Genomic DNA, 23,722 nt, shown 5'->3' with positions numbered 1-23,722 from the left:
GTCCTCCCGCCGCCCGCATCCGTACATAAGGACCCTCACCCCTCGTGATCGACTTCCGCTACCACCTCGTCTCGCTCATCTCGGTGTTCCTCGCCCTCGCGGTGGGGATCATCCTCGGGGCGGGGCCGCTCCAGGGAGCGCTCGGCGAGACCCTCACCCGTCAGGTCGACACCCTGCGCGAGGAACGCAACGTGCTGCGCACCGAGCTCGACACCGCGACGAGCAGGCTGAACGCGGACGAGGTCTACCTCGCCGCCGCCGCCCCGCGGCTCGTGGACGGCACCCTGCTCGGGCGCCGCGTCGCGGTCGTCGGCCTGGGCGACGTGCCCTCCGGCGTGCGGGCGGGCGTGATCGACCAGCTCGAGTCCGCCGGGGCCGACGTCGTGGTCAGCGCGAAACTGCCCATGAACTGGACCGAGGCGGCGGAGGAGTCCACGCGGGCCACCGTCGCCGAGGGGCTGCGCGGCACCCTGGCCGACGCCGGCGTCGAGACCTCCGAGGACACCCCGGTGGCCACGCTCGCCTCCGCCGTGACGCTCGCCCTGACGGGCACCGAGTCGGCCGGCAACCGTAGCGCCACCGCGGTGGACCTCGACCAGCAGCTGCAGACGTTCGGCCTGCTGCGGACGGCGAACGAGCAGACGCTGCCGGCCAACGCCGTCGTGCTGCTGTCCACCGCGGTCCAGGCGGACGAGGTCCAGGAGGCCGAGGGGGTCGAGACCACCCCGGCGGACGAGGAGACCGCCCCGGCCGGGGACGTCGACGGCGCCTCGGCACCCTCCACCGAACCCGCGAGCCCGCGCTATGCCGGTGACATCTGGACCGACGTGGCCATCGGCGTCGAAAAGGTGGCAGGCCCCTCCGTGCTCGCCGGCCCCGCCACCGACGGCGACGACGTGGTCGACCGGGTCCGCTCCGACGACGACCTGGCACGCGAGCTGAGCACCGTCAGCGAGGTCACGACCCTGGCCAGCAGGATCACCGTGCCGCTCGCGCTCGCTGCGGCCCTGGACGGGCACGTCGACCACTTCGGGCCGGAGGCCGACACCTCCGCCCTCCCGCCGATGCCCCAGAACTGACACGATCACAGGTCCCGACGGACGCGCACGAAGGAGCACTGTCATGGGAGCCATCCGGCTCGTCGCCGCGGCACTGGCCGCGGGAGCGACGACGGCGTGGGCGCGCCGGCGCCTGGACACCGCCGTGCGATCAGGGGAGCTGAAACGGGTGCACCCCGGGATCGCGACACCCGAGGCGTGGACGCGCACCAACCATCGCGGCGAGCCGATCAGCCTGCTGGAGGGACCGGCCGTGGCGGCAGGCCTCGTGGCGGGTGCCGTCGTCGCGGGCGGCCCGGCGGCAGGCCCGACGGCGTTCGCGACCGCCGCGGCCGGAACCTTCGGAGTGATCGACGACCTCGCCGAGGACCCCGCCACCGCGGCCAAGGGGCTGCGCGGACACCTCGGCGCGCTCCGGCGCGGGCAGGTCACCACCGGCGGACTCAAGGTGCTGGGCATCTGCGGGTCCGCGCTCCTGGCGGCCGCCGCCGGGACACCGCGCCGCGGCGGGGCGTTCGCCCACCTGGTCGACGTCGGCATCAACGGCGCGCTCATCGGAGGCACCGCGAACCTCGTGAACCTCTTCGACCTGCGGCCCGGCCGCGCGCTGAAGGCCGCCACCCTGGCCGGCCTCGCCGCCGGAGCCGCGGCGGGCACCAGGACCGGGGGCGACGGCGCCGGAACGGGCGCGACCACCGGAGCACTGCTCGGCGCGGCGGCCGCGGCCGCTCCCGCCGACCTCGGGGAGAAGGACATGCTCGGCGACGGCGGCGCGAACGCGCTCGGCGCCCTGGCCGGCTCCCAGCTCGCCTTCGGGGCGTCCCGCCCGGTGCGGCTCGCCGCACTGGCCGGGATCCTCGGACTGACCCTCGCCTCCGAGAAGGTGAGCTTCTCGAAGGTCATCCGGTCCAGTCCCTGGCTCCACCGGATCGACATGCTCGGGCGCCGACCGGTCACGCCGCACCCCGAACACGTCCGGGACACCGGGACGCCCCCGGCGAGCCCCGGGGCCGCGAAGCGGGGCCTCACGCCTTGACACGCTCGGGCCTCGCGCGGGCCGCACTGCTGGTCACCGGGGTCACCCTCGCCAGCCGCCTCGTCGGGTTCGGCCGCTGGCTGGCGCAGGGCCAGTGGGTCGGCAACGGCACGTTCACCGACGCGTTCAACGCCGCGAACCTGCTGCCCAACGTCCTGTTCGAGGTCGCAGCCGGCGGGGCGCTCGCGGGCGCCGTCGTCCCTCTCGTGTCGGGGCCGCTGAGCCGTGCGTCGCTCGCGGGCTCCGCGGCCGACGGCTCGGCCGACGGTTCCGCGGCCGACGGCCGGGAGCAGGCATCCCGCTCGGCGTCCGCGCTGCTGGGCTGGACCCTGGTGGTGCTCGTTCCGGTGGGCGCCCTCATGGCGCTCCTGGCCGGGCCCGTCGCGGCCTGGCTGGATCCCGGCAACGGGAACCCGGAGCTGGGGTGGGACCCGGGAATGCGGGACGTCGTGGCCTCGTTCCTGCGCGTGTTCGCCGTCCAGGTGCCGATGTACGGCATCGCCGTCGTGCTCGGCGGCATCCTGCAGGCGCACAAGAGGTTCTTCTGGCCCGCGTTCAGCCCGCTGATCTCCAGTCTGGTCGTGATCGGCGTCTACTGGGGCTACGCGGCCCGGCTCGCCGGGGCGGGGGAGCAGGACCTGGCCCGGATCCCCGCCCGAGCGCTCGACTGGCTCGCCTGGGGGATCACCGCCGGCGTCGTCGCCCTCGCCGTGCCGCTCGTGCTGCCCGTGCTGCGCACCGGGCTGCGGCTGCGGCCCACGCTGCGCTTCCCCGGCGGTGAAGGGCGGCGTGCCGCCCACCTGGCGTTCGCCGGAGTGGGAGCGCTCGTGGCGCAGCAGCTCGCGCTCGTGGTCGTCATGAAGGTCGGGATCTTCCTGGGTGGCTACACGACCTGGCTCTATGCCTACAACGTGTACCTGTTGCCCTACGCCGTCCTCGCGTTTCCCATCGCGACCAGCGCCTTCCCGTACCTCGCCGAGCACTCCGCCGCCGGGCGGCTCGACGACCTACGGGCGCTGGTGGCGAGCACCACCCGCATGCTGCTGGTCGTCACCGCGGCGGGGGTCGCCGCCCTCGTCGCCGCGGCGCCGGCCGTGGAGTCCGTCTTCGACCTGGTCGTCACCTGCGACGCCCCCGGCATGGCCGCCGCGCTCGCCTGGATGGCGCCGGGTCTGGTCGGGTACGCGCTGGTGCTGCACCTGTCGCGGGCCCTGTACGCCGTGGACCACGGCCGGGCCGCCGTCGTGGCCACCGCCACGGGCTGGGGTGTCATGGCGCTCTGCCTGCTCGGGGTGCGGGTGTGGCTCGGCTCGGAGGCCCGGTTCCCCGGCGCCGGGCCGGCTCCCGCTCTCGTGCTCGGTGCGCTCGGAGCGGCCGGGACGGCAGGCATGGCCGTCGCCGGGGCCGGGCTCCTGCTCGCGGTGCGGCGCCACCTGGGGCGCGGCGCGCTCACGCGGGTGGGCCGTACCGGTGTCGCGCTGCTGGCCGGGACGGCGGCGGGGGCGGGGGCCGGGTACGCCACCGGCCACCTGCTGGGGACGCCGGGCGCGTGGGGCCCGGCCGCGGCCGGTCCCGTCTCCGCGGCGTGCCCTGCCGGGGACCGCCCGTTCGACCCCGGCGAGTTCCTCGGCGCGCTGGGGTCGGGCCTGCTGGCCGGGGCGGTGGCGGCCGTCGTCGTCCTGGCGGTCGCCGCGGCCGCGGACGCGTCCGTGCGCGACCGGCTGCGCGCGCTCGCCGCACGGGTCCGTGGCTGAGCGGCACGCCGTGGCTGAGCGGCACGCCGTGGCTGAGCGGCCGTCGTGCGCGGGCGGTGTGTGCGGGCGGTGTGACGCGAACTACGCGAGTTCTTCGCGGGTTTTCCCCGAGCGGACCGGAGACGAACGGGTAGGCTGGAGTTCCGTGGTCGATCCCCTGAACAGACAGTCCCTGAACCGCCTCGGCTCCCGCTCTGCGGTGACCAAGCACATCTTCGTCACCGGAGGAGTCGCGTCCTCCCTCGGCAAGGGGCTCACCGCCTCCTCGCTCGGGCGCCTCCTGCGGTCGCGCGGGCTGCGGGTCACGATGCAGAAGCTTGACCCGTACCTGAATGTCGACCCGGGAACGATGAACCCGTTCCAGCACGGCGAGGTGTTCGTCACCGAGGACGGCGCCGAGACCGACCTCGACATCGGCCACTACGAGCGCTTCCTCGACGTGGAACTGCCTGCCTCCTCCAACGTGACCACCGGCCAGGTGTACTCGCACGTCATCGCGACGGAGCGGCGCGGCGACTACCTCGGCGACACCGTGCAGGTCATCCCGCACATCACCGACGAGATCAAGCGCCGGATGCGCTACCAGGCCTCCGAGGACGTCGACGTGATCATCACGGAGATCGGCGGCACGGTGGGCGACATCGAGTCGCAGCCGTTCCTCGAGTCCGCCCGTCAGGTGCGGCACGAGCTGGGCCGCGACAACGTGTTCTTCCTGCACGTCTCGCTCGTGCCGTACATCGGGCCGTCCGGCGAGCTGAAGACCAAGCCCACCCAGCACTCGGTGGCGGCGCTGCGCAGCATCGGTATCCAGCCCGACGCGATCGTGCTGCGCGCCGACCGCATCGTGCCGGAGTCGGTGAAGAACAAGATCGCGCTCATGTGCGACGTCGACAACGAGGCCGTGGTCAACGCCGTCGACGCGCCGAGCATCTACGACATCCCGCGCGTCCTGCATGCCGAGGGCCTGGACGCCTACGTGGTGCGCCGCCTCGACCTGCCGTTCCACGACGTCGACTGGGACGGCTGGGAGCAGCTCCTGGGGCGGGTGCACCACCCCGAGCACGCGGTCGAGGTGGCACTGGTGGGCAAGTACATCGACCTGCCCGACGCCTACCTGTCCGTCACCGAGGCCCTGCGGGCCGGCGGGTTCGCCAACGACGCGAAGGTGACCATCCGCTGGGTCGCCGCGGACGAGTGCAGCACGCCCGCCGGTGCCGAGGCATCCCTCGAGGGGGTCGACGCCGTGCTGGTTCCGGGCGGTTTCGGCGTGCGGGGCATCGACGGCAAGGTCGGGGCGCTGCGCTGGGCGCGGGAGAACCTCGTGCCGACCCTCGGCATCTGCCTGGGGCTGCAGTCGATGGTCATCGAGTACGCCCGCGACGTGCTCGGGTACGACGACGCGTCGTCCACCGAGTTCACCCCGGACTCCGCCCACCCGGTGATCGCGACCATGACCGAGCAGAAGGCCATCGTGGAGGGTGAGGGAGACCTCGGCGGCACCATGCGCCTGGGCTCCTACGACGCCCACCTCGTGCCCGGATCGGTCACGGCCAAGGCCTACGGCACCGAGCGGGTCGCCGAGCGCCACCGCCACCGCTACGAGGTGAACAACGCGTTCCGGGGGGAGCTGGAGGAGGCCGGCCTGCTGATCTCCGGCACGAGCCCCGACGGCACGCTGGTGGAGTTCGTCGAGCTTCCCGCGGCGGTGCACCCGTACTACGTGGCCACGCAGGCACACCCCGAGTTCAAGTCCCGCCCGACACGCTCGCACCCGCTGTTCGCGGGGCTCATCGCGGCGGCGCTCGAACGTCAGGGAGCTTGAGCGGGTGGAGCTCCTGAGTACCGACCACACCGGGCAGTTCGAGCCGCTGCAACCCGTGGAGCGGTTCCCGCGCACGGGGCCGATCACGCGGGTGGAACAGGAGGCGGCGCGGGCAGGCCTCACCGGGCCCGCGGACCCGGGGCGCGCCGGCGCACCGCCGGAGCCGGCGCTGCCCGGGCAGGGCTCCGTCCGGGCCCGGGACGGCGCCCCGGCGCGGGACGGCGGGCCAGAGGGTGAACCCGGCCGCCCGGCCGCCGGGGAGCCGGACGCGCCGCGTCCGCGCGTGGCGGACCGCATCGCCGACGTCGTCGCACCCCGCCCGGCCCGCCGCCTCGACATGCCCTTCCAGGGACGCATCGTCGACGTGGCGATCGACGAGGTGGACCTGGGCGAGGCCGGCGTGGTGCGGCGCGAGTACACGAACCATCCCGGGTCCGTGATCGTCGTGGCGCTGGACGACGACGACAACGTGCTCCTGCTGCGCCAGTACCGGCACCCGGTCGGCGCGTTCCTCTGGGAGCTCCCGGCCGGGCTGCTCGACATCGACGGCGAGGACCCGCACATCGCGGCCGCGCGGGAGCTCGCCGAGGAGGCGGACGTGCACGCGGCCCGCTGGGACGTGCTGCTGGATCTGCTGCCCAGCCCGGGCGGCAGCAACGAGGCGGCCCGCGTCTACCTGGCCCGGGATCTCACGCCCGTCCCGGAGCACGAACGGCACCTGCGGGAGGCCGAGGAGGCGGACATGGTGGCGGTCCCGGTGCCCCTGGAGGACGCGGCGGCGCTCGCCCTGGCGGGCAGGCTGCACAACGGCCAGACCGTCTCGGGCATCCTGGCCGCGGCGATCGGCAGGGCGTCCTCCTGGAAGACCCTCCGTCCGATCACCGCGCCCTGGGAGTACCGCCGCAACTGAGGTGCGGCCCCGGCCCCGGCTGCCCGGGCGGCCCCCCGTCGTCGCCGCGGAGCGCGCGAAACCTGCGATGGTGGGGCTGCTCGATGCAGGAAAAGTGTGCCAAGCAGGGAATGCCCAGCTCATCCGTACTACTGTTTGTCCCTGGAAAGTGGCAAGAGTGAGGCAAGTCTGACTTGTCGTCAACGGCGGAGGGGCACGGATGGGCGACACAGCAGGGACGGCCGAGCGCACCGTGGAGACCGGCGGCCGGGCGCCGTCGTCGGACACGACACCCAGAAGGCGGATGCCGGCCTGGCTCGCCGGGATCATCGGCGGGATCGTCGGGTTCGCGATCGCCGCCGGGATCGTGGGCGGTGTCCTGGTGGGGCTCAAGGACGACCTGCGTGACGCCTTCATCCGGGTGCTCCTGGACGACCTGAACCCGTTCACCACCTCCGAGATCGACCGGTCGGCCGAGCCGGTCCTGCTGGGCATGCGGGACCTGGCCCGGTTCGTCGCGGCAGAGGCCGAGTACGAGGTCCTTGTCGACCTGGAGCAGGACGTGAAGTACCTGCCGGGATGGCTCGCAGGGTCGCACCTGGCGCTCGTGGTGAACGGGTCGGTGGAGTCCTACGTGGACTTCTCGGACCTGGACGCGGACGCGATCGAGATCTCCGAGGACGGCACGGCGGTGACGGTCACGGTGCCGGAGCCCCGGCTGGCGGATCCGGCCGTCGACCTGGAGTCCAGTCACGCGCTGAGCGAGGACAAGGGGCTGGTGGACAAGATCGGGGATCTGTTCGAGAGCAACTCGGACGCGCGCCAGGAAGCGCTGTCCCAAGGCTCGGACAAGATCGCGCAAGCCGCCGTGGACTCCTCGCTGACCGAGCGGGCACGGGACAACACGGCCCGGACCCTGGAGGCCCTGATCACCTCGTTCGGCTACGACAGCGTGACCGTGGAGTTCGAGGGGCGGGCCGCGGACTGACCGGGGGGCGCCGGCACCGGCGCGTGAGGACGACGCCGCCGGCCGGGTCGGAAGTATCCGTCCCGGCGGGTTTATCACTGGCCGCGCGCTGCGCTACTCTTCCGCGGTGACCAGCGAACCGGACATGCTCCCCCCTGTCTCGTCCTTGCCCGCGTGGCTCGTCCCCTCCGTGTACCTGAACTGGTCGGAGGACTGGCTGCGCGAGGCCGTCGCCGTCGCCACCGGCGGCAACGAGCACCTGCTGCCGCGCGGTGCGGACGGTCCGCAGCGCGGTGACGTGGTGGTCACCGTGGTCGGTTCGGACCCGGGCATCGTGGCGTCGGTGGAGCTGATGGGCACCACCCAGGGCGAGGACTGGATCGCCGACGAACTGTTCGGGCCGGACAAGCCGGTGCTCTGGGACGACCTGTTCAGCGGCGCCTCCGCGTACGCGCGCTCGTCCGGCTGGCTGCCGCAGGAGCACGCCCGGCTCGTGCTGGACGGCATCGCCGGACAGTTCCGCAACGGCGCCTCCGGCACCCTCGAGCCGGGCGACTGCGAGACCGGCCGGCTCTCGCCCAACCTGCACGTGCTGCGCCTGCTGGGCCACCGCCAGATCACCGGCGCCGACCTGCGGCACGACGAACGCTGCTTCTCGTGCGAGCAGTTCGTCGACGTCACGGAGCTGCGTCCGCACGACGACGGCGCCCGTGCGGCCGGCAAGGACGGCGCCGCGCCCCGCGACCTGGGCCGGCTCATCGCCGACACCTTCCTGGTCTGCGACCCGTGCCACGAGCTGCTGCACCCCCACCGGATCGGCGCGCAGCGCGCCCGGATGCGGCCCGCCTGCCCGTCGTGCCACTCGCGCGGCACCGCCAAGCGGATCGTGTGGAACGAGGCGATCCACGACGAGATGCACCTGCCGCACGACGTCGTCTACGGCGGCTTCGACGTACCGGTCCCGACGCCCGAGTGGTACTGCCCGCAGTGCCATGCGAACTTCGCCACCGGTGTGGTCGGCACGCGAGCCCTGGGCGCGTCGGGCGCGGTCCCGCCGCCGGCGGAGGACCTGGACATCGCCCCGCCCGTCGAGGCGTCGTCGATGCCCGAGATCTGACCCGCGGATCCGAGCGAGGTCCCCGGCCGCCGAAGCGGGCCGGAGCGCCACGGCCGTCATCGGCGGTGGGGGCTCCGGCCCGCTTCGCCGTGCTTCCACGGGAACCAGGTCCTTCTTCGGGTTCTGGTCGCACGGGGCGGCCTTGGGGGGGCGGGCGGTCTCAGGCGCGGCCTGCCGCCGCGCCGTCCCGGTGGCCGGCCTCAGGGGCCGCTCTCCGGTGGCCGGATTCAGTCTCCTGGGCGCGCGGGGGCGGCGCGGGCCGGAGCGCGCGCCGCGAGGACGGCCGTGACCGCCCCGGCCGCATAGAACAGGTACTGCCCGACCTGGACGGCCCGGTGCGAGGCCGGCAGGTCGACGAGCGCGAACATGTTCACCAGCCCGCCCAGTGACAGGACGGCCATCAGGCACAGGACCGCCGCTCCGGCCCATCCGGCCAGGGCGGCCCCACGGGCCACGAGCCACAGCCCGGTCAGCGTGGCGACGGCGGTGAGCGTGCTGATCAGGAGCGAGACGACGTAGATGCCGAACTCGCCGGGGAACTGCGAGGTCATGCCGACCGCCAGCACGCCCTGGCCCAGGAGCACGCAGACCAGGCCGGCCACCGGCTTCCGGTCACGGGAGGCCTCCGGTCCGCCGAGCCGGCTCGTCCGCGCGGCAAGCCAGGCGAGCACGACGGCGGACGCCGCGAGCAGGAGAGCCACCAGGGTGAAGGCGGTCTGGGCCATGATCGCCGCCCGGGCGTCCCAGAGCACCTGGATCACGGCGATCACCACCAGCACGAACAGCTGCGTTCCAGTCACCACCGCGGCGGCGACGCGCAGGCCTCCGGCGCCGGCCGCACGCGGTCGCAGACCCGCGACTCCCGCCGCGAGCGTCATGGTGGCCGCCGAGCCGGTGATGGCCAGCACCCAGAACACGTTGTCGGTGCGGAACGCGAACGGGTCCGGTTCCACACCGACGCGCAGGAGCGTCAGCGCCACCGGCGCCCAGGCCGCGACCGTGAGGAGCAGGATCGCGGCGGCAGGCCAGACACTGCCCCGTCCGGCCGGGGCGGCGCCGGACGACCGTTCGCCGTCGGTCCCGCGTTCGCCGTCGGTCCCGCGTCCGGCGTCGGCCGTGCCTGTCGTCGCGGCGCCGCCCACGCCTGTCGCGGTGACGTCGCGCAGGCCCGCCGTTGCGGCGTCGCGCAGGGCGGTCGCCTCCGTGTAGGCGTCGGAGCCGCTGAGCGTGCTCTCCTGCCGGGGTTCCGTGCCGAGCCGAGTGAAGTCCTCGGTACGGGCCAGGCGTTCGTCGCCACGGTCCCCGCCGGGCGTCGCTGGGGTGGTGGGACCGGCGTTGTCCGTCATCGCGCTCCGCGTGTTTCTGTCTACCGAGGTCTGGCCAACCCTACAGCCGCCCTGGAGGTCACGGGCGGAAAACCGGCCCGGCGATCCCCGTCCCGGTGGTGTGAAACGGTTAGCTTCGTTGCCGCCGCCGGGCTCCGCGCCGGACCGTCGTCCAGGCGCCCGCACCGCCGCGGGCGCCGCGCCGATGGCGCAGGACCCAGGAGGGCGAGCAATGACCCGAGAACCGAACCGGCGACGATGGCGCAGGTCCGCCGTCGCCGTCAGCACCCTCGCCGCGTTGGCCTTCGCCACCGCGGGTGCGACGGCGGCGAGCGTGGACACCCTACGGACCGGCGTCACGTCGAGCGCGGAGGAGGACGCCCGTGCACTGGCGGGCCCCTACGCCGACCGCTTCCTCGAGATGTACGACAAGATCAAGGACCCGGCCAACGGCTACTTCTCCGACCAGGGCATCCCCTACCACTCGGTGGAGACCCTGATGGTCGAGGCGCCGGACTACGGCCACGAGACCACGAGCGAGGCCTACTCGTTCTGGCTGTGGCTGGAGGCTTCCTACGGGGAGCTGACCGGCGACTGGGCGCCGCTGAACGAGGCGTGGGACACCCTCGAGGCGTACATGATCCCCACCACGGAGAACCAGCCCACCAACGGCGCGTACGACCCGGGCTCCCCGGCCACCTACGCTCCGGAGCACGGACACCCCAGCGAGTACCCGTCACAGCTCGACAGCGGCGTCTCCGTGGGCTCCGACCCGATCGCCGACGAGCTGAGCAGCACCTACGGCACCGACGACATCTACGGGATGCACTGGCTCGCCGACGTCGACAACGTCTACGGCTTCGGTGCGGCGCCCGGCTCGTCCGAGCTCCTCGGCCCGGACTACCAGGGCACCAGCTACATCAACACCTTCCAGCGTGGTGAGCAGGAGTCGGTGTGGGAGACGATCCCGCAGCCGTCGATCGACGACTTCTCCTACGGCGGGCCGAACGGCTACCTCGACCTGTTCACGGGGGACTCGCAGTACGCCAAGCAGTGGAAGTACACCAACGCGCCGGACGCCGACGCCCGGTCGGTCGAGGCGCTGTACTGGGCCAAGAAGTTCGCCGCCGCGCAGGGAGCCGAGGGCCAGATCGCCGGCACGGTGGACAGGGCCTCGAAGATGGGCGACTACCTGCGGTACTCGTTCTTCGACAAGTACTTCAAGAACCCCGGCTGCGACTCGCCGTCCTGCCCGGCGGGCTCCGGCAGGAGCTCCGCGCACTACCTGCTGTCCTGGTACTACGCCTGGGGCGGCGCGCTGGACACGAGCGGCCCGTGGGCCTGGCGCATCGGGTCGAGCCACGCGCACTTCGGCTACCAGAACCCGATGGCGGCCTGGGCGCTGTCCCACGACCCCGACCTGATCCCGGCGTCCCCGACGGCGGAGTCCGACTGGGCCGAGAGCTACGACCGGCAGCTCGAGTTCTTCCAGTGGCTGCAGTCCGCCGAGGGCGGCATCGCCGGCGGTGCGACGAACTCCGTGGGCGGCGACTACTCCCCGCACCCGGCCGGAGCGGCCACGTTCTACGACATGGTCTACGATGTGGACCCCGTCTACCACGACCCGCCGTCGAACCAGTGGTTCGGCATGCAGGGCTGGGGCGTGGAGCGCATCGCGCAGATCTACCACGAGACCGGCGACCCCCGCGCCGAGGCCATCCTGGCCAAGTGGGTGCCGTGGGTCATCTCGGAGATCACCGTGACCGACGACTCGTGGGAAATCCCCTCGGAGCTGAGCTGGTCCGGCCAGCCGGACACCTGGGACCCGTCGGCCCCGGGCGACAACTCCGGTCTGCACGTGCAGGTCACAGGCCACAGCCAGGACGTCGGGGTCGCCGGCGCCATCGCCAAGACCCTCACCTACTGGGCCGCCGCGTCCGGTGACCAGGCCGCTGCCGACACGGCGGGCGCACTGCTCGACGCGATCTACGAGCAGGACACCGACGACCTGGGCGTGTCCACCGTCGAGACCCGCACCGACTACGGCCGGTTCGACGACGTCTACGCGGGTGGCGACGGCGACGGCGTCTACGTGCCCGCCGACTGGAGCGGGACCTACCCGAACGGTGACGTGATCGAGCCGGGTATCTCCTTCCTGGACATCCGCTCCTTCTACGAGGACGACCCGATGTTCGGCCAGGTGCAGCAGTACCTGGACGGCGGCGACGCGCCGCAGTTCCGGTACCACCGGTTCTGGGCGCAGACCGCGGTGGCCACGGCGTTCGCCGAGTACGACCGTCTCATCGCGGACCCGCGCGACCCGGGGCCGACCGACCCGCCGACGGACGACCCGACCGACCCGCCGACCGATGACCCGACCGACCCGCCGACGGACGACCCGACGGACCCGGCCTCCGCCTGCGAGGCCACGTTCACGGTGGTCAACTCCTGGGAGGGCGGCTTCCAGGCGTCCGTCCAGGTCACGGCGAACCAGGCGGTCACCGGCTGGTCGACGGCGTTCGACCTGGCGCCGGCCACCTTCTCCCAGGGGTGGAACGCCACGTTCAGCACGTCGGGCTCCCAGGTGACGGCGTCGGACATCGGCTGGAACGGCTCGCTCGCCACGGGCGGATCCACCGAGTTCGGCCTCATCGGCTCGGGCGCACCGCCGTCGTCGCCAACGGTCACCTGCACCGGGGGCTGACCTGACCGGTCGCACCGCCGCCCCGGCCGCCGACCACGACGTCCTGGTTGATGGGAGCGCAACCATCAACCAGAACGTCGTGGTCAACGGCCGGGGTGGCGGCGGCGTCGGCGGTACGGCTAGCGGATGCGGGTGGTCAGGAACACGCGTGTCGCGCCCGCGATCAGCAGGCCCGCGCCCAGCATGTGCAGGCCCACCAGGAGGATCGGCAGGCCCGTGAAGTACTGGACGTAGCCGATCGCACCCTGCGCGAACGTGATGGCGACCAGCAGCCAGGCCGCACGGCGGGCGCGGAACATGCCGTCCGTGTGCCCGCCGCCCGCCCGGTGCAGCACGACCAGGTAGGCGGCCAGGGCGGCCAGGAACGTCCACACCGCGGCCGCGTGCGCCATCGACATCGCCGCGGGGTCCAGCGCCAGGCGGTACCCGACCTCGGCGTCCCCGGAGTGCGGCCCGGCGCCCGTGGTCAGCACGCCGAGCACCACGATCACCGCCGTCAGCGCGCCCAGCACCACCGAGAGCACGCGGGTCGGCGCCGGGACGACCACGCGCGGCGCCCCGTCGCCCTCCCCGCTGCGGTGCAGCAGGTACAGGGACATGGCCACGAGCGCGCCGGACACCCCGAAGTGCAGCGACACCCAGCCGGGATGCAGGTCGAGCAGCACGACGACGCCGCCGATGACGGCCTGCGCGATCACGCCGAGCCCGGGAACGAGGCCGAGCAGGCGGTAGCGCCAGGTGCGGGAGGTGTCCGAGATCATGACCACCAGCACGGCCAGCCCGATGACGCCGAGCGCGCCGGTCAGGGTGCGGTTCCCGAACTCGATGTACGGGTGCAGGGTGGTGGCCTCGTGGAACGCGGGGGTGAACCGCCCGGGCTCGCACTCGGGCCAGGTGGAGCAGCCCAGGCCCGACCCGGTGAGCCGGACGGCGCCGCCGGTGACGATGATGCCGATCTGCGCGACCACGTTCGCGACGAGGATCGCGGGGGTCCAGCGGCGCAGGCGCGCGGCAAGGTGTACGGCGAGGCGTGCCGTGCGTGCCACGAGGCCGGGAGCGGTCCCGGCGGGGGAGTCCAGCGTGTCGGGCGTGGTGCTGGTCACGCCGGGGGAGGCGCCGGCCGGTCACGAGCCCGCCTGCTCGGACCGTCCGGACGCCCCCCGGCGTCGTGGCCTCAGAGCGAGAGGCTCCAGGCGTCGATGTAGCCGGTGTCCCAGGTCGCCGAGTCCTGCACGCGCAGTTCCCAGGTGCCGTCGGGCGACTCGCTGCTCACGTCGGCCGTGTAGGTCTCGTGGATGTCGTCGGCGCTGCCGCCGGACCGCTCGCGCAGCGTGTAGACGCTGCCGTCCGGGGAGACCAGCGAGACCGTGAGGTCGCCGACCCAGGTGTGGACGATGTCGACGTCGACCGTGGCCGTCCCGCTCGGGGCCGTGCAGCCCGAGATGGTGATCGGGGAGGTGGACGTGGAGTTGTCGTTGATGTCGACGTCGTCACCGTTGGTTCCGGTGCAGCCGGGCTCCGGCGTCGGGTCCGGGTCGGGCGGGGTGTTCGCCTCGTCGCCGACGTAGAGCAGGGCGTCGGGCGAGCCCGAGCCCGGGTTCGAGACGGCGCCGGTGGTGGCGTCGGCCACGAGCTGGTCGCGGACCTGCTGGGGGGTGAACCCCGGGTTGGCCGCCGCGACGAGCGCCGCGGCACCGGTGACGTGCGGGGTGGCCATCGAGGTGCCGGAGATGGTGTTCGTCGCGGTGTTGGACGTGTACCAGGCCGACGTGATGTCCGTGCCCGGTGCGAAGATGTCCAGGCAGGTCCCGATGTTGGAGTACGACGCGCGGGCGTCGTTGCTCTGTGTGGCGCCGACGGTGATCGCCTCCGGCGTCGAGGCCGGGGAGGAGTTGCAGGCGTCCGCGGCGTAGTCGTTGCCGGCGGCCAGCGCGTAGGTGACGCCGTCCGCGATGGAGGCGGCCACGGCGTCGTTCACGGCCTGGGAGAACCCGCCGCCGAGCGACATGTTGGCCACGGCGGGCTCGCCGGCCGCGTGGTCGGAGGTGACCCAGTCGATGCCGTCGATGACGCCCGCGTAGGTGCCCGAGCCGGAGCAGTCGAGGACACGCACGGCGACCAGGTCCACGTTCTTGGCCACGCCGTAGGACGAGCCGCCCACGGTCCCCGCCACGTGCGTGCCGTGGCCGGCGCAGTCGGTGGCGTCGTTGTCGCCGTCGACCGTGTCGGTGCCGCTGACGGCGCGACCACCGAAGTCCTGGTGGGTGGTCAGGATGCCGGTGTCGATGATGTAGGCGGTGACGCCCGACCCGTCGTTCGGGTAGGTGTACGAGTCGTCCAGCGGGAGGTCGCGCTGGTCGATGCGGTCCAGGCCCCAGGAGGGCGTCGGCGACTGCGTGCCGGTGGCGTGCACCTCCTGGTTCTGCTCGACGTAGGCGACGGCCGGGTCGTGGCTGAGCTTGTTCGCCTGGCCGGGCGACATCGTGGCGCTGAAGCCGCGGATGGCCTTCTTGTACGACCTCTCGACCTCACCGCCGTACTTCCTGATCAGGCCGTGCGCCTTGTCGCTGACCTGCTGGGTGCTGATCTCGGACTCGAGCACGACGATGTACTCGCCCTCGATCGCGTCGGGGGAGTCGGCAGCCACGATCCGTGACGTGTCGTCCATGGCCACCGCGGCGTTCGCGGCGCCGGGTGCGGCCAGCGCCGGTGCGGCCACGACTGCGACTCCGGCCGCGGTGGCGGCCCATCGTCTCGCGCGGCGGGTCCGGCGTGAGCCGGGGTTGTGTGGGGTGACGCGCTTCATCTTCTACCTCCCGGTGTCCGGGTTCTCCGGAATCGGTATGCGGTGCCACAAGACTCCGCATCGGTCACGGGAAGCATAGGTTTGCGTCAAGAAAAATCGTAGGGTTAAGGATAGATTGCCCGATTATGAATAGGTCATAGCGCGGTCATATGGGGTGAAAATCGCGCGGGCGGCGTGGTCAGTGCCAGCGGAACCAGCGGCCGGCGGCCAGGCCGGCCACGACGGTCCAGGCTGCCAGGACCAGCATCGGGCCCGGCGGCAGCGCGCCGTCGAGCAGGGCGGACCGCAACGCCTCGCCGAGCGCGCCGGAGGGCAGCAGCGCGGCGACCGGGCCGAGCGGTCCCAGCCGGTCCGGCGGGACCACCAGGCCGCCGCCCAGCACGAGCAGGATCCACACGAGGTTCGCCACCGCCAGCACGCCCTCGGGACGTACCGTCCCGGCCAGCAGCATCGCCAGGGCGGTGAAGCACGCGGTCCCGAGCAGGAGGGCGACGGCGCCCGGGAGCAGCCCGGCCGGGTCTGGCGTCCACCCGAGCACGCCCGCGACCACGCTGAGCACCACCGCCTGCACCGCCAGGACGGCGAGCACGGCCAGCGCCTTGCCGGCGAGCAGCCCGCCCCGCCCGAGCGGGGTCGTGGCCAGCAGTCGCAGCACGCCGTGGCGCCGGTCGAACGCCGTGGCGATCGACTGGGAGGTGAACGCGCTGGACACGACGGCGAGCGCCAGCACGCCGGGCGTGGCGAAGTCGATCCGGCTGGTTCCGCCGGTGTCGATGCCGAGGAACGGCGCCGTCGCCATCCCGATCAGCACCAGCACGGGCAGGATCAGTGAGACGAGAAGTTGTTCGCCGTTGCGCAGGAGGGTGCGGGTCTCGAACGCGGCCTGGGTCGCGATGCGGCGCAGCGGTGGCGCGGCGGCGGTGCCCGCGACCGGCGCCGGGCCGTCCGCGGCAGGACCGCCCGGGTGCGGTGGGCGTGCGGGCCCGGCGGTGCGTGCGTCGTCGCTCATCGCAGGTGCCTCCCGGTCAGGTCGAGGAAGACGTCCTCCAGGGTGCGGCCGCCCGTGGTGACGGATCGTGCGAGGGATCCGGCGTCGGCGAGCCAGGTGGCCACGGTCGCCAGCGAGCCGGGGTCGACGGGTCCCTCGGCGAGGTAGGTGCCTGGTTCGGGCTCGGCGACCGTCCAGCGCCGTCCCTCGCTCGGGGTGCCGGAGGTCTCGCGTGCCGGCGTGCGCGCCTGCTCGGCCGGGGGATGTCCGGGCGCGGGATGTCCGGGCGGGGTGTGTCCGGGTGGGGTGTCCGCCTCGAGCGCGGCCGTCAGGCGTGCGACGTCGAGGCCGGGCCGGGCCTCGACGCGTACGCAGGTGGCGGTCGTCGTGCCCGGGCTGCCGTCGGCGAGCAGCTCGGAGACGGTGCCGGCGGCGATCACCTGGCCGTGGTCGACGACGTGGACGTGGTCGGCAAGGTCCGCCGCCTCGTCCATGAGGTGGGTGGTCAGGACGACGGCGACGCCGTCGGCGCGCAGCTCGCGGATCAGTTCCCACACGGCGCGGCGTGACTGGGGGTCCATGCCGGCACTGGGTTCGTCGAGGAAGACGACCTGGCCGCGGCCGACGACGGCGCACGCCAGGGCGAGGCGCTGCCGCTGGCCGCCGGACAGGCGCCGGACGCTGGTGCGGGCGAAGCTGTCGATGCCGAGGCGTTCGGTGAGCTCGCCGACGTCGCGCGGTGCGGCGTACATGGCGGCGACGTGGCGCAGCACCTCGCCGGCGCGTGCCCCGTTGGGGAGGCCGCCGTCCTGCAGCATGACGCCGACGCGGGGCCGCAGTGTCCTGGCGTCCGCCACGGGGTCGAGGCCGAGCACGCGCACCGTGCCGTCGTCGGGGGTGCGCAGGCCTTCGCAGCACTCGATCGTGGTGGTCTTGCCGGCACCGTTCGGGCCGAGGACGGCGGTGACGGCGCCCGCGCGGGCGGTCAGGTCGAGGTGGTCGACGACGGCCCGGCCTCCGTACCGCTTGACGAGGCCGTGCACCTCGACGGCGGCTGCCGCGGCCGGCGCGGCATCAGGGGCGGTGGGCACCCGCCGATCGTAGGCCCCGCACCTGGAGGCGGTGCCGGCAGGCCCCCGCGCAGCGCGTGAGGTTGGCCACAGGGGGCCGTCCCGGTCGCGAGACGATGCGCCTGCGGCGCTGTCCGAGGGGTACAGTGCGGCGCGGTCGAAGGTTAGGCTTGCCTGATGGAACGAAGGCTTGCCTGAAGCCGAGGCCGCTGCCCGGAACCACGGTTCGCCCGCCGCACTCTCACGAAGGATCGCGTCATGCTCGCCAACTTCCTCATCGGGCTCCGTGAGGGCCTCGAGGCTGCCCTGGTCATCGGCATCCTCGTCGCCTACCTGGTCCGCACCGACCGGAGGGACCGCCTGCCCGAGCTGTGGACCGGTGTCGGCATCGCGCTGGCCGTGTCCCTCGGGTTCGGCGCGCTGCTCACCTTCGGGCCGCAGGGGCTGACGTTCGAGGCCCAGGAGGCCATCGGCGGGATCATGTCCGTCATCGCGGTGGGCCTGATCACCTGGATGATCTTCTGGATGGGCAAGCATGCCCGGTTCCTGCGCAAGGAGCTGGACGGCAGACTGGGCCACGCCGTGGAGACCGGGCGGTGGGCCGTGGTGATCATGGCGCTGCTCGCCGTCGGGCGCGAGGGACTGGAGACCGCGCTCTTCCTGTGGGCGGGCGCCCAGGCGACCGGCGCCGGTGCCGGACCGCTGGTCGGAGCGCTCGCCGGGCTCGCCGTCGCGATCGGGATCGGCTGGGCCTTCTACCGCGGGGCGCTGCGCCTCAACCTGCGCGTGTTCTTCTCCTGGACCGGCGTCTTCCTCGTGGTCGTCGCGGCCGGCGTGCTCTCCTACGGCATCCACGACCTGCAGGAGGCGGGCATCCTGCCCGGCCTGAACGCCCTCGCGTTCGACGTGTCCGCCCAGATCCCGCCGTCGAGCTGGTACGGCACCCTGCTCAAGGGCATCTTCAACTTCTCCCCGGCCACCACCTGGCTCGAAGCCATCGCCTGGACCTGCTACCTCGTCCCCACCCTCACGCTCTTCGTCCGGTCCGCGTTCGGCGGCCCGGCACGTCCGGCGGCGCCCCGTCAGGCCGTCGCGCCCGCACTCGGAGGAACCCGTTGAACAGCACCACCGTCCGCAGCACCACCACCGCAGGGCTGGCGCTCGGCACCCTGCTCCTGACCGCCGGCTGCGTCGCCAACAGCCCGGCCGCCGGGCCCGGCGACGACACCGGAGCGGGCACGGTCACCGTGAGCAGCACCGCCGAGGGCTGCGAACTGTCCGCCACGGAGGCGCCCTCGGGCAGCCTCGTCTTCTCCGTGACCAACGACGGCGAGGAAGCCACCGAGTTCTACCTCCTGGCCGAGGACGGTGAACGCATCGTCGGCGAGGTCGAGAACATCGGCCCCGGCCTCACCCGCGACCTCGTCGTCACCGCCGCCCCCGGGCGGTACGTCACCGCCTGCAAGCCCGGCATGACGGGCGAGGGCATCCGCGCCGACTTCACCGTCACCGACTCCGGCGCCGACGTGGCGCCCACCGGAGCGCTCGGCGACCAGCTCGACGCCGCCGTGCACAACTACGCCGAGTACGTCGAGGACGAGTCGTCCGAGCTGCTGGCCGGCACCGAGGAGTTCGTCGCCGCCTACACCGCGGGCGACGACGCCGCGGCTCGTGAGCTCTACGCCCCGACCCGCGCCCACTGGGAGCGCATGGAGCCGGTCGCCGAGTCGTTCGGCGACCTGGACCCGCGCATGGACCTGCGCGAGGCGGACCTCGCCGAGGGGCAGGAGTGGACCGGCTGGCACCTGCTCGAGAAGGACCTGTGGCCGCCGAAGGACGAGAAGTACACCCCGCTCACCGGCGCCGAGCGCACCAAGTACGCCGACCTGCTGCTGGCCGACACCCAGGAGCTGCACGACCGCACCCACGCCGCCGACTTCGAGGACACGATCGACGCCGCCTCGATCGGCAACGGCGCCAAGGAACTCCTCGACGAGGTCGCCACCGGCAAGATCACCGGCGAGGAGGAGATCTGGTCCCACACCGACCTGGTCGACTTCCAGGCCAACGTCGACGGCGCCCGCGTCGCCTACGAGAGCCTGCGCGACGTCGTCGTCGCCAAGGACGACGAGCTCGCCGACGAGCTCGACGAGCGGTTCGACGCACTCCAGGACGAGCTCGACGCCCACCGCGACGGCAAGGACGGGTTCGTCTCCTACACGGACCTGACCGACGACCAGGTACGGACGCTGTCCGTGGCCGTCGACGCCCTCAGCGAGCCGCTCTCACGACTGACCGCCACGGTGGTGCTGTGAGGCGCCCCGCCCCACGCGAGGCCGCGGCCGCCGGCTCCCCGGACGCCACCGCGCCGCAGACCGCCGAGGACGACACGCCCGACGAAGGCGCGAAGCCTGGGACGGACGCCCGGCCGGCCCGGTTCTCGCGGCGCGCACTGCTGGGCGGCGCCGTCGGCGCGGCATCCGTCCTCGCCGGCGGCAGCGCCGCGGGATTCGCCGCCGGCCGCGCGACCGCGGCCCCGGCCCCGGCGGGCACCAACGACATCGTCCCCTTCACCGGCGGCCACCAGGCAGGCATCACCACCCCCGTGCAGGAACACCTGCACTTCGCCGCGTTCGACCTGACGACCGACTCCCGTGACGACGTCGTGGCGCTGCTGCGCCGCTGGACCCTCGCCGCCGACCGCATGACACGCGGCCTGCCCGCGGGCCCCCACGGCACCGACGGCGGCCCGTACGACGCGCCACCGGACGACACCGGGGAGGCCGAGGGCCTCGCCGCGGCGAACCTCACCGTCACCATCGGGTTCGGCCCCACGATGTTCACCACCACCGGAACGCCCGACGGCGCCGACCGGTTCGGCCTCGCCGACCGGCGCCCCGCACCGCTGGAGAACCTGCCCCACTTCCCCGCCGACATGCTCGAGGACGCGCGCACCGGCGGCGACCTGGCGGTCCAGGCCTGCGCCGACGACCCGCAGGTCGCCGTCCACGCCGTGCGCAACCTGGCCCGCCTCGCGTTCGGCACCGCCACCGTGCGCTGGTCCCAGCTCGGGTACGGGCGCACCTCCCGCACCACCAAGGACCAGTCCACGCCCCGCAACCTGTTCGGGTTCAAGGACGGCACCGCCAACATCGTCGCCGAGGACCACGAGGCGCTCGCGGACCACGTGTGGGTCGCACCCGGCGACGACGCGGGCGCCGACTGGCTGGCGGGCGGCTCCTACCTGGTGGCCCGCCGGATCCGCATGACGGTGGAGACCTGGGACCGCACGTCGCTGCGCGAGCAGGAGAACGTCGTCGGCCGGACCAAGGGCCACGGCGCACCGCTGTCCGGCGGCTCCGAGACGACCGCGCCGGACTTCACCGCGGCCGGGTCCCACGGGCCGCTCGTGCCCGCGGACTCCCACGTCGCGCTCGCGCATCCGAGCGCGAACGACGGCGCGCGGCTGCTGCGCCGCGGCTACAACTACACCGACGGGTCCGACGGCCTCGGCAAGCTCGACGCGGGCCTGTTCTTCATCGCGTTCGTGCGTGATCCCGCCCGGCAGTACATCCCGATGCAGAACCGGATCTCGCGCAGCGACACGATGATGGAGTACCTGCGCCACACCGGCTCGGGACTCTGGGCGGTGCCGCCGGCCGTTCCGGCGGGCAGCACGCTCGGGGAGGCCGGTGCCTACCTCGGCCAGGAGCTCTTCGAGGCCTGACGACGCGGGGCCCGGCGACGGCCCGGTGGTCCGGCCGCGGCCGGACCACCGGGCCGTCGCCGTGTGATCTTCACCTCTCCCGACACCTTCTGAGGGTGGCCTTGCTTGCCATCCGCCATTTAGGGAACAAGGATGTTCCCTAAAGCCGATCGGCAGGAGGGGAGATGAGTATGCCGGTACCCGTGGCCGTGAGCCGTCCCGCGCGGCAGGACCTGCCCGCGCAGCCGGCCCACCCGCACGAGAGCGAAGGCACCACTCGCCGTCGTGTGCTCGGGCTCGTCGCCTCCGACGGCCCCGTGACCGCCGCGCACCTGGCCTCCACGCTCGGCCTCACCGCCCCGGCCGTACGCCGGCACCTCACCCTCCTGGAGGAGGAGGGCCGGATCGAGGTCCACGAGGGCAAGCCCGGCCCGGCCCGGCGCGGCCGTCCGGCACGGCACTACGTCGTCACCCACGGCGGGCAGTCCGAGCTGGCCGGCGGCTACCAGGAAATCGCGGCGGACCTGCTGCGCCACCTGCGTCGCCAGGGCGGCGACGAGGCGGTGGCGGCGTTCGCCCGCGAGCGGTACGACGCCGTCGTGCGCCGGTACGCGAAGCGGCTGGACGGTGCCGACGCCGGCGCCGCCACGCCCGGCACCGCGGCCCCCGGCACCGCGGCCCCCGGCTCCGACGTCGCCACCCGTGCGGCACGCCTCGCCGCCCTCCTGACCGAGGACGGATACGCCGCCTCCGTGCGCCCCGTGCCCGCAGCGGGGACACTGTCCGGGGACGTCACCGACCCGTCGGGCTCCGCACCCGGTCCCTCCGGGGCAGCAGGCGGCGTCGTCCCGGCCGTCCAGCTCTGCCAGGGGAACTGCCCCGTACAGCACCTGGCGGAGGAACACACCGAACTGTGCGAGGCCGAGGCGCGTGCGTTCACCGAGCTGCTCGGGACGCACGTGCAGCGCCTGGCGACCATCGCGGGCGGAGCGCACGCCTGCACCACGAACATTCCCCTGGGAACGACCCCCACCACCGAAGGAACACGATGAGTGCACCGACGCAGGAGCAGCGCACCGACGAGGAGATCATCGCCTCGATCGGTGGCTACGAGTACGGCTGGCGCGACAGCGACGAGGCCGGTCAGGCCGCTCAGCGCGGCCTGAACGAGGATGTCGTCCGCAACATCTCCGCGCTGAAGAAGGAGCCGGAGTGGATGACGAAGCAGCGCCTGAAGGCGCTGCGGCTGTTCGACAAGAAGCCGATGCCGTCGTGGGGCTCGGACCTGTCCGGCATCGACTTCGACAAGATCAAGTACTTCGTGCGCTCCACGGAGAAGCAGGCCACCTCCTGGGAGGACCTGCCCGACGACATCAAGCAGACGTACGACAAGCTCGGCATCCCCGAGGCGGAGAAGCAGCGCCTGGTGGCGGGCGTCGCCGCGCAGTACGAGTCCGAGGTCGTCTACCACCAGATCCGCGAGGACCTGGAGAAGCAGGGTGTCATCTTCGTCGACACCGACACGGGCCTGCGCGACTACCCGGAGCTGTTCCAGGAGTACTTCGGCACCGTCATCCCCGCCGGCGACAACAAGTTCTCCGCGCTGAACTCCGCGGTGTGGTCGGGCGGCTCGTTCGTCTACGTGCCGCCGGGCGTGCACGTCGAGATCCCCCTGCAGGCCTACTTCCGCATCAACACGGAGAACATGGGCCAGTTCGAGCGGACACTGATCATCGCCGACGAGGGCTCCTACGTGCACTACGTCGAGGGCTGCACCGCGCCGATCTACCAGTCCGACTCGCTGCACTCGGCCGTCGTCGAGATCGTCGTGAAGAAGAACGCCCGCGTGCGCTACACGACCATCCAGAACTGGTCGAACAACGTGTACAACCTGGTCACCAAGCGCGCCACGGCCGCCGAGGGCGCCACCATGGAGTGGGTCGACGGCAACATCGGCTCCAAGGTCACCATGAAGTACCCGGCGATCTACCTGCTGGGCGAGCACGCCCGCGGCGAGACGCTGTCCATCGCCTTCGCCGGCGAGGGCCAGCACCAGGACGCCGGCGCCAAGATGGTGCACGCCGCGCCGCACACGTCGTCGTCCATCGTGTCCAAGTCCGTGGCGCGCGGCGGCGGCCGCACGTCCTACCGCGGGCTCGTGCAGGTGCTCGAAGGCGCCAGCGCCAGCGCGTCCAACGTGCTGTGCGACGCCCTGCTCGTGGACCAGATCTCCCGCAGCGACACGTACCCGTACGTGGACGTGCGCGAGGACGACGTGTCCATGGGCCACGAGGCCACCGTGTCCCGCGTGAGCGAGGACCAGCTGTTCTACCTGATGTCCCGAGGCATGGACGAGACCGAGGCCATGGCCATGATCGTGCGCGGGTTCGTCGAGCCCATCGCGCGCGAGCTGCCCATGGAGTACGCGCTCGAGCTCAACCGCCTCATCGAGCTCCAGATGGAAGGTTCCGTCGGCTGAC

Annotated in this window: 18 protein-coding genes; 13 read left to right on the top strand and 5 right to left on the bottom strand. The window is 73.0% G+C overall.

From position 1 onward, the window contains the following. Positions 1-44: 44 nt before the first annotated feature. From HGK34_RS03235 to HGK34_RS03205, 7 genes are all read left to right on the top strand, one after another. A complete protein-coding gene (locus tag HGK34_RS03235) occupies positions 45-1,079 on the top strand; it encodes a copper transporter (RefSeq protein WP_201845135.1) in 1,035 nt (344 codons plus the stop codon). Between the two features lie 43 nt (positions 1,080-1,122). After that, complete coding sequence (locus HGK34_RS03230) at positions 1,123-2,094, top strand: hypothetical protein (RefSeq protein WP_244666340.1); 972 nt, start codon at positions 1,123-1,125, stop codon at positions 2,092-2,094. After that, a complete protein-coding gene (gene murJ, locus HGK34_RS03225) occupies positions 2,091-3,848 on the top strand; it encodes a murein biosynthesis integral membrane protein MurJ (RefSeq protein ID WP_201845134.1) in 1,758 nt (585 codons plus the stop codon). The genes HGK34_RS03230 and murJ overlap by 4 nt, the downstream gene beginning before the upstream one ends. 145 nt (positions 3,849-3,993) lie before the next feature. Beyond that, a complete protein-coding gene (gene pyrG, locus HGK34_RS03220; protein WP_307815700.1) occupies positions 3,994-5,670 on the top strand; it encodes a CTP synthase in 1,677 nt (558 codons plus the stop codon). Positions 5,671-5,674: 4 nt separating this feature from the next. Next, positions 5,675-6,580, top strand: coding sequence for an NUDIX domain-containing protein (locus HGK34_RS23420; protein ID WP_307815699.1), 906 nt, complete (start codon positions 5,675-5,677; stop codon positions 6,578-6,580). A 199-nt stretch (positions 6,581-6,779) separates the two neighbouring features. Further along, a complete protein-coding gene (locus tag HGK34_RS03210; RefSeq protein ID WP_201845133.1) occupies positions 6,780-7,547 on the top strand; it encodes a DUF4230 domain-containing protein in 768 nt (255 codons plus the stop codon). A 106-nt stretch (positions 7,548-7,653) separates the two neighbouring features. Next, positions 7,654-8,643, top strand: coding sequence for a hypothetical protein (locus HGK34_RS03205; protein WP_201845132.1), 990 nt, complete (start codon positions 7,654-7,656; stop codon positions 8,641-8,643). A 227-nt stretch (positions 8,644-8,870) separates the two neighbouring features. Here the strand turns inward: HGK34_RS03205 and HGK34_RS03200 are convergent, their stop codons facing one another. Continuing rightward, a complete protein-coding gene (locus HGK34_RS03200; protein ID WP_201845131.1) occupies positions 8,871-9,989 on the bottom strand; it encodes a hypothetical protein in 1,119 nt (372 codons plus the stop codon). A 211-nt stretch (positions 9,990-10,200) separates the two neighbouring features. On the opposite strand from HGK34_RS03200, the gene HGK34_RS03195 reads away from it, so the two are divergent. Continuing rightward, on the top strand, positions 10,201-12,672 hold the full coding sequence (locus HGK34_RS03195; RefSeq protein WP_201845130.1) for a glycoside hydrolase family 48 protein: 2,472 nt from the start codon (positions 10,201-10,203) through the stop codon (positions 12,670-12,672). A 119-nt stretch (positions 12,673-12,791) separates the two neighbouring features. Here the strand turns inward: HGK34_RS03195 and HGK34_RS03190 are convergent, their stop codons facing one another. The 4 genes from HGK34_RS03190 to HGK34_RS03175 form a co-directional block, all read right to left on the bottom strand. Then, positions 12,792-13,775: a COX15/CtaA family protein gene (locus HGK34_RS03190; RefSeq protein ID WP_307815698.1), complete on the bottom strand. Its 984-nt coding sequence runs from the start codon at positions 13,773-13,775 to the stop codon at positions 12,792-12,794. A 71-nt stretch (positions 13,776-13,846) separates the two neighbouring features. Continuing rightward, the gene (locus HGK34_RS03185; RefSeq protein ID WP_307815697.1) at positions 13,847-15,391 is read right to left on the bottom strand and encodes a S8 family peptidase; all 1,545 of its coding nucleotides are present in this window, start codon (positions 15,389-15,391) and stop codon (positions 13,847-13,849) included. Between the two features lie 265 nt (positions 15,392-15,656). Continuing rightward, complete coding sequence (locus HGK34_RS03180) at positions 15,657-16,487, bottom strand: ABC transporter permease (RefSeq protein ID WP_201845128.1); 831 nt, start codon at positions 16,485-16,487, stop codon at positions 15,657-15,659. Next, positions 16,484-17,557, bottom strand: coding sequence for an ABC transporter ATP-binding protein (locus HGK34_RS03175; RefSeq protein WP_201845127.1), 1,074 nt, complete (start codon positions 17,555-17,557; stop codon positions 16,484-16,486). The genes HGK34_RS03180 and HGK34_RS03175 overlap by 4 nt, the downstream gene beginning before the upstream one ends. Before the next feature lie 237 nt (positions 17,558-17,794). On the opposite strand from HGK34_RS03175, the gene efeU reads away from it, so the two are divergent. The 5 genes from efeU to sufB all read left to right on the top strand — a co-directional run bounded on the left by efeU (position 17,795) and on the right by sufB (position 23,721). Continuing rightward, a complete protein-coding gene (gene efeU, locus HGK34_RS03170) occupies positions 17,795-18,655 on the top strand; it encodes an iron uptake transporter permease EfeU (protein WP_201845126.1) in 861 nt (286 codons plus the stop codon). Continuing rightward, positions 18,652-19,851, top strand: a complete 1,200-nt coding sequence (efeO, locus tag HGK34_RS03165; protein WP_201845125.1) for an iron uptake system protein EfeO — start codon at positions 18,652-18,654, stop codon at positions 19,849-19,851. Before efeU ends, efeO begins: the two co-directional genes overlap by 4 nt. Further along, positions 19,848-21,263, top strand: coding sequence for an iron uptake transporter deferrochelatase/peroxidase subunit (gene efeB, locus HGK34_RS03160; RefSeq protein WP_201845124.1), 1,416 nt, complete (start codon positions 19,848-19,850; stop codon positions 21,261-21,263). The genes efeO and efeB overlap by 4 nt, the downstream gene beginning before the upstream one ends. 164 nt (positions 21,264-21,427) lie before the next feature. Then, entirely contained in the window at positions 21,428-22,294 is an 867-nt protein-coding gene (locus HGK34_RS03155) for a helix-turn-helix transcriptional regulator (protein ID WP_201845123.1), read from the top strand. Then, positions 22,291-23,721 (top strand): Fe-S cluster assembly protein SufB, encoded by a 1,431-nt coding sequence (sufB, locus tag HGK34_RS03150; protein WP_201845122.1) that lies wholly within the window; start codon positions 22,291-22,293, stop codon positions 23,719-23,721. Before HGK34_RS03155 ends, sufB begins: the two co-directional genes overlap by 4 nt. Position 23,722: the final 1 nt, after the last annotated feature.

The organism is Myceligenerans indicum, assembly GCF_016742955.1.
Lineage (GTDB): Bacteria > Actinomycetota > Actinomycetes > Actinomycetales > Cellulomonadaceae > Myceligenerans > Myceligenerans indicum.
Note: the sequence above shows the minus strand (reverse complement) of the source record. Positions and strands in the feature narration are given on the sequence as shown.

Bases quoted from the DNA above. Each gene is read 5' to 3' on its own strand.
- HGK34_RS03230 (WP_244666340.1), top strand. From the start codon at position 1,123: ATGGGAGCCATCCGGCTCGTCGCCGCGGCACTGGCCGCGGGAGCGACG.
- HGK34_RS03210 (WP_201845133.1), top strand. From the start codon at position 6,780: ATGGGCGACACAGCAGGGACGGCCGAGCGCACCGTGGAGACCGGCGGC.
- HGK34_RS03200 (WP_201845131.1), bottom strand. From the start codon at position 9,989: ATGACGGACAACGCCGGTCCCACCACCCCAGCGACGCCCGGCGGGGAC.
- HGK34_RS03195 (WP_201845130.1), top strand. From the start codon at position 10,201: ATGACCCGAGAACCGAACCGGCGACGATGGCGCAGGTCCGCCGTCGCC.
- HGK34_RS03180 (WP_201845128.1), bottom strand. From the start codon at position 16,487: ATGAGCGACGACGCACGCACCGCCGGGCCCGCACGCCCACCGCACCCG.
- efeU (WP_201845126.1), top strand. From the start codon at position 17,795: ATGCTCGCCAACTTCCTCATCGGGCTCCGTGAGGGCCTCGAGGCTGCC.
- HGK34_RS03155 (WP_201845123.1), top strand. From the start codon at position 21,428: ATGAGTATGCCGGTACCCGTGGCCGTGAGCCGTCCCGCGCGGCAGGAC.
- sufB (WP_201845122.1), top strand. From the start codon at position 22,291: ATGAGTGCACCGACGCAGGAGCAGCGCACCGACGAGGAGATCATCGCC.